The 13,314-nt window shown below is 41.2% G+C and carries 10 protein-coding genes; 6 read left to right on the top strand and 4 right to left on the bottom strand.

All coding sequences use genetic code 11. The features are described 5' to 3' along the window. Positions 1-411 precede the first annotated feature (411 nt). The 5 genes from PTT44_RS06720 (at position 412) to PTT44_RS06700 (ending at position 6,826) form a co-directional block, all read left to right on the top strand. A complete protein-coding gene (locus tag PTT44_RS06720; protein ID WP_005400499.1) occupies positions 412-1,164 on the top strand; it encodes an electron transfer flavoprotein subunit beta/FixA family protein in 753 nt (250 codons plus the stop codon). A gap of 17 nt (positions 1,165-1,181) precedes the next feature. Continuing rightward, positions 1,182-2,117 carry an FAD-binding protein gene (locus PTT44_RS06715; RefSeq protein ID WP_168158092.1) on the top strand — a complete coding sequence of 312 codons (936 nt, stop codon included), beginning with the start codon at positions 1,182-1,184 and terminating at the stop codon, positions 2,115-2,117. Between the two features lie 295 nt (positions 2,118-2,412). After that, on the top strand, positions 2,413-3,021 hold the full coding sequence (locus PTT44_RS06710; protein ID WP_168158091.1) for a hypothetical protein: 609 nt from the start codon (positions 2,413-2,415) through the stop codon (positions 3,019-3,021). A gap of 306 nt (positions 3,022-3,327) precedes the next feature. Then, entirely contained in the window at positions 3,328-6,309 is a 2,982-nt protein-coding gene (gene gyrA / locus PTT44_RS06705) for a DNA gyrase subunit A (protein WP_234950515.1), read from the top strand. A gap of 73 nt (positions 6,310-6,382) precedes the next feature. Continuing rightward, positions 6,383-6,826 carry a DUF3887 domain-containing protein gene (locus PTT44_RS06700; RefSeq protein ID WP_159127335.1) on the top strand — a complete coding sequence of 148 codons (444 nt, stop codon included), beginning with the start codon at positions 6,383-6,385 and terminating at the stop codon, positions 6,824-6,826. Between the two features lie 33 nt (positions 6,827-6,859). On the opposite strand, the gene PTT44_RS06695 is transcribed toward PTT44_RS06700, so the two are convergent. The 4 genes from PTT44_RS06695 to PTT44_RS06680 are packed head-to-tail and all read right to left on the bottom strand — an operon-like array spanning position 6,860 to position 11,753. After that, positions 6,860-7,948 carry an ABC transporter permease gene (locus PTT44_RS06695; protein ID WP_168158089.1) on the bottom strand — a complete coding sequence of 363 codons (1,089 nt, stop codon included), beginning with the start codon at positions 7,946-7,948 and terminating at the stop codon, positions 6,860-6,862. Further along, positions 7,945-9,075 (bottom strand): ABC transporter permease, encoded by a 1,131-nt coding sequence (locus PTT44_RS06690; RefSeq protein ID WP_168158088.1) that lies wholly within the window; start codon positions 9,073-9,075, stop codon positions 7,945-7,947. The genes PTT44_RS06695 and PTT44_RS06690 overlap by 4 nt, the downstream gene beginning before the upstream one ends. Beyond that, positions 9,075-10,223: an HlyD family secretion protein gene (locus PTT44_RS06685; RefSeq protein WP_168158087.1), complete on the bottom strand. Its 1,149-nt coding sequence runs from the start codon at positions 10,221-10,223 to the stop codon at positions 9,075-9,077. Before PTT44_RS06685 ends, PTT44_RS06690 begins: the two co-directional genes overlap by 1 nt. A 21-nt stretch (positions 10,224-10,244) precedes the next feature. Then, the gene (locus PTT44_RS06680) at positions 10,245-11,753 is read right to left on the bottom strand and encodes a TolC family protein (protein WP_168158086.1); all 1,509 of its coding nucleotides are present in this window, start codon (positions 11,751-11,753) and stop codon (positions 10,245-10,247) included. A gap of 340 nt (positions 11,754-12,093) precedes the next feature. On the opposite strand from PTT44_RS06680, the gene serC reads away from it, so the two are divergent. Beyond that, positions 12,094-13,173 carry a 3-phosphoserine/phosphohydroxythreonine transaminase gene (gene serC / locus PTT44_RS06675; RefSeq protein WP_010327215.1) on the top strand — a complete coding sequence of 360 codons (1,080 nt, stop codon included), beginning with the start codon at positions 12,094-12,096 and terminating at the stop codon, positions 13,171-13,173. Positions 13,174-13,314 lie beyond the last annotated feature (141 nt).

Raw genomic sequence — 13,314 nt, 5'->3', positions numbered from 1 at the left:
AATATTGTGTCATCGTATGTCTAGAATAATGAGTATTTGAATCTAAGGCTGTGTGATCTATCTTAAATGACAGATTTGTGAAGCCTGATAAAGATGTGAACAGACAGTCAATCATCTATTTCATAGTGAATATTAGAGAAAAGAAATCAAATCTTTGAATAATGTAAATCAGATAAAAATATAATAAAAATCATAACTTAATCTGAGTGCGATTTTGTGCAAATATAGTGCGTACAAAAAAGTATGAACGCGTCGTTCAGCTAAATTTACGCATTTTTACAGCTCTTTGGTGAATTGTGACTTGACCGAAATGCCGTACACATTGCAAGATAGGGCACCTAAAAAAATTTAAGTGAAGAGTTAAACTAACTTTTCTCAACATTTACATTTGCTAAAACAGCCGAGGATTACATGAAGGCTCTTGTTGCTGTAAAACGTGTGGTTGATGCCAACGTTAAAGTTCGCGTTAAGCCGGACAACAGTGGTGTTGACTTAACCAACGTTAAAATGTCAATTAACCCATTCTGTGAAATCGCAGTGGAAGAAGCGGTTCGCTTAAAAGAAAAAGGAACTGTTTCAGAAATCATCGTTGTTTCTATTGGTCCTAAAGAAGCGCAAGAGCAAATTCGTTCTGCAATGGCGCTTGGTGCTGACCGCGGTATTTTAGTTGAAGCTGATGACAGCCAACTAGGTGCTTTAGAAATTGCGAAAGTGTTGAAAGGCGTTGTTGACGCTGAACAACCTCAGTTGATTCTTCTTGGTAAGCAAGCAATTGATGATGACTCTAACCAAGTCGGCCAAATGCTTGGTGCACTTCTAGGTGCAGGTCAAGGTACTTTTGCTTCTGAAGTTAAAGTTGATGGCGACAAAGTACAAGTAACTCGTGAAATCGACGGTGGTTTACAAACTGTTGAACTTGCACTTCCAGCGATCATCACCACTGACTTACGTTTGAACGAGCCACGTTATGCTGCTCTTCCAAACATCATGAAAGCGCGTAAAAAACCGTTGGATACGAAGTCTCCTGCTGATTTTGGTGTTTCTACAACAACTAAACTTAAAACAGTTAAAGTTGAAGCGCCTGCTGAACGTAAAGCTGGCGTACAAGTGAAGTCTGTAGACGAACTTGTAGAAAAACTAAAAAATGAAGCGAAAGTGATCTAATACAGAAGGATAAAATCATGAGTATTTTAGTTATCGCTGAGCACGACAACAAAGCACTAAATGGTGCAACTTTAAACGTTGTTGCTGCAGCTCAAAAAATCGGTGGTGATATCACTGTATTAGTTGCTGGTTCTGGCGCTCAAGCTGTTGCTGATGCTGCTGCAAAAGTTGCGGGTGTAAGCAAAGTATTACTTGCTGACAACGCAGTTTACGCAAACCAATTGGCTGAAAACGTTGCAGCTTTGGTTGCAGATATTGCTAAAGGTGGTTTCAAACACGTATTGGCTGCATCAACTACAACGGGTAAGAATATTCTTCCACGTGTGGCTGCACTTCTTGATGTCAGCATGATTACAGACATCATTGCTGTTGAATCTGCAAATACGTTCAAGCGTCCAATCTATGCGGGTAACGCGATTGCAACAGTTCAGTCTGATGAAGCAATCATTGTTGGTACTGTACGTGGTACAGCATTTGACCCTGTCGCTGCTGAAGGTGGTTCTGCTGCGGTTGACGCTGTAAGCGAAGCAAAAGATGCTGGTATCTCTAAGTTTGTTGCTGAAGAGATCGTAAAATCTGAACGCCCAGAATTAACTGCTGCGCGTATCGTGGTTTCAGGTGGTCGTGGTGTGGGTTCAGGTGAGAACTACCATACTGTTCTTGATCCGTTGGCTGACAAATTGGGCGCCGCTCAAGGTGCATCACGTGCTGCGGTTGACGCTGGCTTCGTTCCAAACGACATGCAAGTAGGCCAAACAGGTAAAATTGTTGCTCCTGATCTGTATATCGCTGTAGGTATCTCTGGTGCGATCCAGCACTTGGCAGGTATGAAAGACTCTAAAGTGATCGTTGCGATCAACAAAGACGAAGAAGCACCTATCAATGCAGTAGCAGATTACTGGTTAGTAGGTGATTTGAATACCGTTGTTCCAGAGTTAGTATCTAAAATCTAATTCCTGACAACGTTTCAAAAAAACGCTTTTGTGCAAGCAGTTTAAGCAATGCTTAACTACCATGTGCAGGAGCGTTTTTTTATGCGCGTAAATCATTCTCAATATTATAAGAAATCAAATCACTCGATATTTATTTTGTTATTTTAAATCATTGTATTCTGCAAATAATAATGAAAATTTAAGCATTTCTTAAGTTGAGTGTGCATCTGAATATTCAGATTTATGATACTATTTGCCATCCATTTTTAAGCTTAACTTACATAAAACTTTTTTTGTTAAGTTGGGAGTTGTAATCTTGCTGATTGATACTCGCGTATCTTGGTCTGTTCTGATCCTTGCTGTTCTGTGTTTAATTTTTCCATTTTTAGCTGATCTACAGTTTCCACTTTTAGGTGGTGCTGTTGTACGCGGCGTGGAAAATATTCAAGCGTTACTTTTATTGATATTTGCTGTATTTAGCTATTTTTACATGCAACCAATGCGTCTGCCTGAGAGTAAAAAGTATTTTTGGATCTGGGCTGTACTGTGGTGGTTGCTTTTATTTGGGCGTAGCACCAGTTGGGGTAGAGACTATTTCCCTGAAGTCCCAAAAGTATATTTTCGTGGCATCTCGGTGGTTTTGATTGGTTCAGTCGTGTTTATGTTGTTGGTTAAACCATTGCGCCATGAGATTGCGATAAAAATGAAGAATATTGCGATACCTGCTTGGGCAATGCTGCTCACGGTGTTTGGTTTGATTGTTTCTGACGGCATTGAACACAGTCGCATTTATGGTGGAATTTTCTTACATCAGATTGCCTATAAAGACCTTATGGAGGAGCTATATGAGTTTCCTTTAATATTGGGCTTGTTTATGGTGGCATTTCATATTATGCGGTGCGATAAGCAAGAGGTCGATCAGTAAGTCCAAAGATAGGCAAGACATGGCTTAAAGCTCTCAAAAATGAGGGCTTTTTTGCATTTTACGCAAAGCTGATAGGGAATGTGATAGAGCTGTAAATGTTCATCCTATACATGTGTAAAAAATAACCCCTAAATTAAAGAAAATTAACGAGATTAACTGTGGTGACGTGACACAAAAATCAGAGTGTTTATGCTATAATTTACGGCTATATTTCAGTTTTTAGTTCAGTATTTTGAACTAATAATTTTGCAAGTTTTACGACATATAAATGCAAGCGGTTTTACGTTTGTAGAATAAGGAGTATGCATGAGCGTATCGGAAATCAGACCGATTGCGATTGAGGATGAACTCAAGAACTCGTATCTTGACTATGCAATGAGCGTGATTGTTTCTCGTGCTTTGCCAGATGTTCGAGATGGTCTAAAACCTGTTCATCGTCGTGTGCTTTATGCAATGCACGAATTGGGTAATGACTACAACAAAGCTTATAAAAAGTCTGCCCGCGTGGTTGGTGATGTGATCGGTAAATATCACCCACACGGTGATTCTGCTGTTTATGAAACCATTGTTCGTATGGCTCAAGACTTTAGCTTGCGTTATCAATTGGTTGATGGTCAGGGGAACTTTGGTTCGGTCGATGGCGATAGCGCAGCTGCGATGCGTTATACCGAAGTTCGTATGCGTAAGTTGACTCATGAAATTCTGGCCGATCTTGAAAAAGATACGGTGGATTGGGAAGACAACTACGACGGCTCTGAACGTATTCCGCAAGTGATGCCAACGCGTATTCCCAACTTACTGATTAACGGTACTACAGGTATTGCTGTGGGTATGGCGACCAATATGGCGCCGCACAACATGACTGAAGTCGTGAACGCTTGTTTGGCCTATGCTGAAAACCCAAATATTTCAATTGAAGGATTGATGGAATATATTTCGGGTCCAGACTTTCCTACAGGTGGCATTATTTACGGTAAAGCGGGCATTGTTGATGCTTACCGTACGGGTAAAGGTCGTTTGCATATTCGTGGTAAATACCACTTTGAAGAAGACCAAAAAACAGGTCGTACCACGATCGTTTTCACAGAAATTCCATATCAAGTCAACAAAGCGAAAACCATTGAACGTATCGCTGAGTTGGTGAAAGAGAAAAAACTGGAAGGTATTTCTGAGCTACGTGACGAATCTGACAAAGATGGGATGCGTATTGCCATTGACTTAAAGCGTGGTGAAAACGCTGAAGTTGTGGTGAATAACTTATTCCAAAACACGCAGTTGGAAAACTCTTTCAGCATTAATATGGTGTGCTTAGACAACGGCCAGCCAAAGTTAATGAACTTGAAAGACATTGTTGCGGCATTTATTCGTCACCGCCAAGAAGTGGTAACGCGTCGTACCATGTTTGAGTTGCGTAAAGCACGTGAACGTGGCCATATTTTAGAAGGTTTGACGGTAGCATTAGCAAATATTGATGCGATCATTGAAACCATTAAAACTTCTGCAAACCCGGCTGAGGCGCGTGAACGTTTACAAGCAGGTGAGTGGGCAGCAGGCAATGTAATTGCGCTGCTCGAAAAAGCAGGTTCTGTTTCTGTACGTCCAGATGAAATTGAAGGTGAAGATCCAAGCCGTCCGTTTGGTTTAGATGGTCAGATATATCGTTTATCGCCTGCGCAAGTGGGTGCGATTCTTGAGCTTCGTTTGCACCGTTTAACGGGTCTTGAACAAGACAAGTTGCAAGCTGAATATACCGAAATTTTAGGTCAAATTACTGAACTCACTGCGATTCTCAATGACTTCAATTTATTGATGGGTGTGATTAAAGAAGAATTAGCTTTAATTTTGCAACAATATGGTGATGCTCGTCGTACCGCAATTGTTGAGTCTCGTATTGACTTCTCGCGTGAAGATTTAATTCCTGAAGAGCAAGTGGTACTGACTGTTTCAAAAACAGGTTATGCGAAAACTCAACCACTTTCAGACTATGCTGCGCAGCGTCGTGGTGGACGCGGTAAATCTGCGACCTCGATGAAAGAAGATGACTACATCCAGCATTTGATTGTGACCTCTAACCATGCCACAGTTCTGTGCTTTACCAATGTTGGTAAAGTCTATCGCCTGAAAGTGTTTGAAGTGCCTCAAGCGTCGCGTGGTTCAAAAGGTCGTCCAATGGTGAACTTATTGCCACTGGATGCCGATGAGACAATCACAGCAATTCTTCCGATGATTGATGCACCGAAGAAATTTAAAGAACGCTTAGCTGAGTTCAAAAACTTCGTGCGTAGCAATGTCGCGACATTACGTGAAAATAGTATTATCGACGCGCATTATGAAGCGTTAAAAGCTTCATTCGATGAGTTGGCTGAAGATGCTGATGAACTCTCTGATGCATTACGTAAGCAATTGAAAGAGTTGGGTGTTGAGCTTTCAACAACTGATTTAGACAATGAAACGGTTGTTGAATTTGCTGATCTTGCAGAGAAAATGCGTAAGAATTTCTTTGTATTTATGGCAACAGCATCTGGTACAGTCAAGCGTGTTGAATTAGAACAATTTAGTAATGTTCGTTCAAATGGCTTACGTGCAATTGAGCTAAAAGAAGAAGATACCTTGATTGGTGTTGCAATCACCGATGGCGAACAGCAAATCATGTTGTTCTCAAATGAAGGTAAAGCAATTCGCTTCTCTGAAACTGATGCACGTGTGATGGGACGTACTGCAAAAGGGGTGCGTGGTATGCGTGTCACTTTAGCTGCAGCTCAGGCCGAAGATGATGTTGAAACTGATACAGATTCAGATGATGAAGAATCTTCTGATTTAAATGTGGCGAGCCGTATTGTTTCATTAGTTGTTGTACCTGAAACTGGAGAAGTACTGTGTGCTTCTGCAAATGGTTATGGTAAACGTACGCCAGTTGATGACTTCCCAACCAAGAAACGTGGTGGTAAAGGTGTTATTGCTATCAAAACATCAGAACGTAACGGTGAGTTGGTCGGTGCGGTTGCAATTGATGAATCTAAAGAGTTGATGTTGATTTCTGATGGCGGTACTTTAGTTCGTACTCGTGCTTCTGAAGTTGCTAGAACAGGGCGTAATGCACAAGGTGTACGTCTGATTCGTTTAGGTAATGAAGAAATCTTGGTCGGTGTCGTTGCTGTTGAAGCAGTTGAAGTCGAAGATGATATTTTAGATGCTTCTATTGAAACAACTGAAGAAACTGTGGTTGACGAAGTAAATGTAGATGCATCTGAAAATACAACAGATACCAATACATCGAACGAAGACTAACTGAATGAAAAAGAAAAGGGCGCTTCGGCGTCCTTTTTCATATTGGCGATGACCTAGTGGTGGAAAAGATTTTATGAAAGCAAAATTACTGGTTTTGAGTTGTGCGTTGGCTTTAACAGCGTGTGATAAATTGGGACAACAGGCATTGGATTCGATCCCAAATCCGAGTCCTGCTCAAGAGAAAGTGGCTCAGCAAGCTTATCAAGCCTTTACTCAGGGTGATTTTCCGCAGCTCTATACTTATTTTGAGCCAGAGTTACAGCGTGAATTTAAAACTCATGAAAAAGACATGCGAAAATTTGCAAAGTCGATTCCTAAACAAGCCATTACGACTCAAAAAATTGTATCGAAACATATTGAAAAATCGACAGAAAAACCAAGTTTGTATGCAGTTACCTATGAGTATGCTTATAGCAATAAAAACCTAGTTCAATACGATGTTGGTTTTGACAAAGCAGGCGGAAGCACAAAAATTCGCAGCTTTGATGTCAAACTTTATGGGGCTTCAACGGATTAAATAGGTAGGATTGCTATCAATACGTTCTAAAATTTAGCGATGCTTGAGACGCCAATAAGAAAATGCTGCGCAAGCTATACCAAACACAAAGAGATAGAGTAGTTTCGGCAGAATAAGTGCAGTTGGTACTCCCATTTGGTTCAGTTGAATAAACATTTGAATCCCTTGGGTCGATGGCAAAACATTGCCCAAGTATTGCATCCAAGCGGGCATTGCGGCGTGTGGCCATGCTGTTCCTGAAAGTAGAAATAGCGGAATAGAGGTAAATACAATGACATGTCCTGCACGTTCAGGCATATCGAAAAATGTTGAAATCAACATGCCTAAAGCCGCGATACAGCCTATAAAAATCGGTACGGCCAGTAACATGCCACTAAAATTTCCTCCATGTGGGTAGTCATTTAACCAATAAATAAAGCCAAATAAATATAAACAACCGAGCATACCAATGGTCAGAATGGCGCAAAAAATCGCAAAAAATTCTGTCGTCGTTGGTCGCCATTTCTGTTCGCGGTATCCGGCCAATAACATCCCTAAACCGAGCACGATGGTTTGATGAATAATCAGCGGAGCAATAGCGGGGAAAATATAACTGCCATAACCTGACATGGTGTTAAAAAGCGGTGTTTGATGAATGGAAATAGCTGGAGAAAAGTGCGAAATATTGCCAAATTTTTCCACATGCTCGCGTACAGCATTTTCAATTGAGGTGGCCAGACCTAGTCCAATTTGCTTGGTTTTTAAAAAGTTTGCCGCGCTGAGATAGAGCCCAATCCCACCGACTTCGCCATGCCGAAGACTATTGGAAAGATTTTCGGGTAAGAGCAAAATACCATCGGCTTGCTGTTGTTTAATCATATTTTCAGCATCGAGGAAATTGCCCGTCACAGCCTTCACTTCAACATTTGGACTGAGCGAAACTTGCTGAATGATGTTATTGGTCACGATACTTTGTTCTTCATCCACAATCACAATGGGCAAAGCTTCTGCTTGCTGTGCTTTGTAGGCAGTCGGATAGAAAACACTATAGAAAATCACCGAGAGGATGAGCGTGGTTAAAATCGACTGATTGGCGATAATGTCTTTAAATGTCTTGAAGTAATAGTGCAAAAATGACTTCATGATACTGCTCCTTTGATTCTTTTTTTGAGCAGCAGGACAGAGGTCACAGCGTAAAAGACCACATAGAGGATAAGTATGAGTAAAGGCAACAGCGATGAACTGATTGGGCTACCAATGACCCATTGTTCGGTTTGTAGTTTGGCATAAGGTGTGTAAGGAATAATATTGGCCCAAAATTTGGTAAATAGTGGTGCGTTATTTAAGGGGAGGGTCACTCCTGCAAAACTGAGTGATGAGCCGCCGTACACAGCAATTAAACCAAAGGTTTTGGATAAGTTATTGGTGGCTAAAACAATGGTACTACTGATCAAGGCATAGGCACTATAAAATAAAAGCTGTGCCAACATGATCAACCAAAGTTGACCTGCAACAAACCAACCGCGAATCTCAATCAGCCAAAACATCCACGCCCATGTCCACAAGCAAAAAATAAGTACATAGGTCAGGTTTTTAGTGAGGATGGCTTTAAAAGCAGATTGGTTGTTTAGCCAATTTTGCGCTGTATGAAACTTAAATTCTTGACCGACTGAAAATGCGACACAGCAGCAGAGTAGTAAATGCAAAATTGCAGGAATCATAAAGGGTTCTAAATAGAACTCATAACTCAAATTTGGATTGTATAAGGTCGAAATTTTAACGTGTGGCGTAGGCACATCTAAATAAGGAATAGTATTTTTTAAATAGCTTTCACCAGCATAGTCTGCCATGGCTTCAACTGTGCTGAGTAACATGGCTGATGAAATGGTGTTACCCACACTAAAGTAACTTTGGTTATAGGCGATGCTGATTTCAGCATCTTTAGCTTGAACAAAACGTTGTTCGGCGCCATTGGGAATACTGACGTAACCCCAAACTTTGGTTTGGTTCAGCAACTTTTCAACTTCGGTATTTTGATCACTGACGATGACGACATCTAAAGTATGGTTGAGTTTTAAGTAGCGCTGTATGTTTTGGCTGAGCTCGCTTTGGTCCTGATCAATAATCGCAATAGGCAAATGTTCGGGTTTACCTTGGGCAAACATGCTGGAAAACAGCACGATAATAAACAGTGGGGCAAGCGTGACTAAACATAGATCCCACTTATGCTTCAGTAAATAGTTCAGTTCCCGCAGTAGCCCGCTTAGCATTATTTGATCTCTTTGACTTTAAACAACACACTCATGCCAACTTTTAGGTCTGGAATGGCTTGCGCAGGCGTCAAATGAACTTTAAAGCTACGAATGTCATAGCCTCCTGTTTGGCGTGTGGTCTTAATGGTGGCAAATTCGCCTTCGGCATCAATATTCTTAATATTAAAGTTGGTATTCAGGTTTAAGGCTGGAATAAAGCCTTCAATTTGTTTTGCTTTATAGATGTTGGCGTATTGGTCTTCACGAATATTCAGTGATACCCAAAGCTCGCGATCTTGAATAATACTCACAATCGGTACCCCCATCGCTACCAATTCAGAGGGTTTGCCATAAGTTTTAGAGACGGTACCGTCAATGGGCGAGAGTAGTTTGGTTTCAGCTTCAAGCGCATTGACTTCAGCAACAGCTGCTTTTGCAATTTGCACTTGCGCATCTGCTGAACTTTTTTGTTGTGGAGTGCTGCCACGTTCAGCCCGAGCATATTGTTGATATGCCGCTTCTGTCATTTGAGCAGCTGATTGCGCCGCAGCATGCATTTCATCGCGACGTTGGCGTGAGATGACACCTTGTTGGTACAAGTTTGCACCACGTTGATAGGTGGTTTGTGCCAAAGTTTGCTGTGCTTTCAGTGCTTGCCAGTTGGCGTATAAACTCGCAATATTTTCTTCCTGAGAGCCACGGTCAGCGGTGGACTGGAGTGCTAAAGCAGCCTGTAAGCTGGCCAATGCTTGCTGTTTTTTGGCATCGACTTCTGGGCTATACAGTCGAACTAGTTCTTGGTTTTTGCTGATCTTCTGTCCGTCATGTACATAAATCTCATCAATTCGACTCGGCACTTTGGTGCTAACATGGATCGTTTCTGCCTCAACCCGACCTTGGATTTCAACCGTTTTGGGTTGATAGGCCTTCCACAGTCCAAAAGCAATCACGATGAATAGAATGATGAGAGCAAGCCCCCCAATCAGCTTGATTGCTTTGGACTTTTGCTCGGTGTTTGTATTGGCTGATGCTGGCTTAGTCTGTTCGGTCTCAGCTTGTACCTGCTCTTGAGTATCATTTGTGGTTAATTCCTCTGTTGATGGCACCGCTTGATCTTCTTGTTTTTCAGGTTTTTGCGGATCAGATTGGTTTTGATCTTGATTCATTAAATGGCTCTCATCAAAGAATTAACGAATAAATCGCGTATTGGGTTGCAGAAGATAGGTTTGGAACTGATGGATCGAACCATGACTTTGTAGAAGCGTCGCCAGTGACATGACATATTTATAGGCATTCAGTGCGGTTTCTGCTTTTAAAGCACTGAGCATATTTTGTGCATCGATCACTTGGGTCGCTGTTCCCATATCTTCTTTAAAGGACAGTTCTTGTATACGTAAATTTTCTTGCGCTGCTTTTATATTTTGCTGTAACAATAGATCACTTTGCTGCGCTGTGGTGGCTTCGCTATACGATTTATAAATCACATTTTCAATTTCTTGTTTAGTCCGTGCTGTCATCAGTTCAGAAGCGTAGCGTTGTAACTCTGCTGCTTGGACATTTTTGTTTTTATCAATGCCTGAGAACAGATTGTACTGTGCGGCTAAGCCAACGATCCAGTTATTTTTATCGTCCAGACTGTATTCACCAAAGGCAAAAATATGTGGTTTCTTGGCGGCGTTGTGTGCGGTGACATTGGCTTGTGCCAGTTGAGTGTCCATTTGCAGTTTTTGTACTAAAGCCGATTGATCTGCATATGACCTGAGTAGAGTATTCAGATCTTGGTTTTGGGTACTGTTAATAAAGAGTGGTGTGGTGAGCTCAGTAATTTGACTGCTTTGCAAAAGGTTATTCAGTTGAAATAAACTGGCTTTTAAATTGGCCTGACTGGCTTGTTCACTGCGCTGTGCATTGTTTTTTGCCACTTCAAATTGCATGCGCTGGCCTTTACTAATAAAGCCCTGTTGTTCAAGTTTAAGTGCATTGTCATAGTGTTTTTGCATCGCATGCCAATTATATTGGCTAGACGCGAGTAACTGTTTTTGCAGTTGAACATTGAAATAGGCTTGAATCAGCTCAAAGCGTTGTAGGTCTTGCTGTTGTTTCGTATTGAGTTCGCTACGTTTTGCTTTGATATTGGCGACTTGTTTTGCACTTGAGGTTAACCCACCTGTATAAAGCGGCATCATTGCAGAAATCGTCGGGCGTATGACTTGATCTTCTAAGGTAATTTGAGAGTTGTCTGGAATAAGCCCGACACCATTATGGATGGTTTGATTAATACCTTCTTTTAAAGGGTCAGAAATATTAGGTGGTAAATTTTGTTGATTTATACGGTCATTAATGTTTTGAGAAAGTGTGTGTTCTAAATTATTTTTGAGTGCACCAAGAGGCACATCGAGCTCATTATGAAAAGCATAAGCACGTACGTTCAGATCGATACGGGGTAGCCCCAAACCTTTGACCGCTTCAGCTTCTAGTTTTGAGGCTTGTTGTAAGGCTTGGGTGGCCTGTGTGCTAAATGAGTCTTGTAACACACTTTGCTCAGCTTGTTGATAGCTGATGGATGCGGCAAAAGTTGTCGAGCTGATTCCGAGACTGAGACCGAACATGCTTAATGACAAGATTGATGGCAGTGATGTACGCAATAAGAATTTGTTGGCTGGTGTATTAAGCATGTTGAATAGTCTTTGTGGCATGAGCACGACTCTTTTCTATGTTTTGCACATTATACGCATAATCTAACTGTTCTGAATGCTGACTCAGTTACTGAATTGTTTAATTTGCAAATGTATATCAATAGATTAGCGACATTTTTAAGCAAAGGGAATGCTTTCGTTTGAGCTTAGGTAAATGGGAAAGCGCTGCTGTAATTGATTGAGGAGTGCTGAGTTAAAACTGGATCGTTGATCTTGATTGAGTTTTTGACTGTAAAGGTGAGATTACATTGAAATATTTTCAGTTGAATTTACTGCAAGCACTGACTATCTGTGGTTAAATGCCATCATTTTATTGTGTTTCACTTTGAAAGGAAAAATCATGCGCGCGTACAACTTCTGTGCTGGTCCTGCTGCATTACCTACTGCCGTTTTAGAAAAAGCACAAGCTGAAATGCTTGATTGGCAAGGCAAGGGTCTTTCCATCATGGAAATGAGTCACCGTAGTAAAGACTATGTCGCTGTGGCAGAAAAAGCAGAAGCAGATTTACGTAAACTCATGAACATTCCAGAGAACTATAAAGTCTTGTTCCTTCAAGGTGGTGCTTCACTTCAGTTCTCCGCGATTCCTTTAAATTTGTTGGGTAAAAACAGCAAAGCGGACTATATCCATACTGGAATTTGGTCTGAGAAAGCACTGAAAGAAGCGCAGCGCTATGGCGATATCAACGTCATTGAAGCGGGTACGCAAATTGATGGAAAACTTGCCATTGCAGACTCAAGCACTTGGAACTTATCTCAAGATGCGGCTTATGTGCATTATGTAGACAATGAAACGATTGGTGGTCTTCAGTTTTCGGCTATTCCAGAAACCAATGCGCCATTGGTTGCAGACCTGTCTTCAAGTATTTTGTCTGCACCTGTTGATGTGACTAAATTCGGTATCATCTATGCAGGCGCGCAAAAGAACATTGGCCCAGCGGGTTTAACCTTAGTTATTGTTCGTGAGGATCTATTAGATCAAGCCAAACCTGAAATTCCAAGCATTTTGAAATACGCTTCACAAGCGAAGAATGATTCGATGGTGAATACACCGTCGACCTATGCATGGTACTTATCCGGTCTGGTGTTTGAATGGTTGCTTGAACAAGGTGGTGTTGAAGCGATTCATAAAGTGAACCTTGAAAAGGCGAAACTGCTTTATGGTTATATCGATGCAAGTGATTTTTATGCGAACCCAATTGCAGTTCAAAACCGTTCAATTATGAATGTGCCGTTTACTTTGGCGAATCCAGATTTGGAAAAACTTTTCCTTAAAGAAGCAGAAGAAAACCATTTGTTGAACCTTGCAGGTCACCGCTCAGTTGGTGGGATGCGCGCAAGTATTTATAATGCGGTTCCACTAGAAGGCGTTCAAGCGCTAGTGAATTTTATGGATGACTTTGCGAAACGCAATGCTTAAGCCATAGAGCTAGAAAGCCCACTTAAAAGTTGTAATGCCAGGCAGTTAAGAAACTGACTGGCATTTTCTTTGGCTAAACAAAAGAACAGAATGAACTTTATAAATTTGATTTAAAACAGTAAGACTCCGTTGAAAATAGCC

Source organism: Acinetobacter sp. Gutcm_16 (assembly GCF_028649355.1).
Lineage (GTDB): Bacteria > Pseudomonadota > Gammaproteobacteria > Pseudomonadales > Moraxellaceae > Acinetobacter > Acinetobacter johnsonii.
This window is presented reverse-complemented; position numbering and strand designations above follow the sequence as displayed.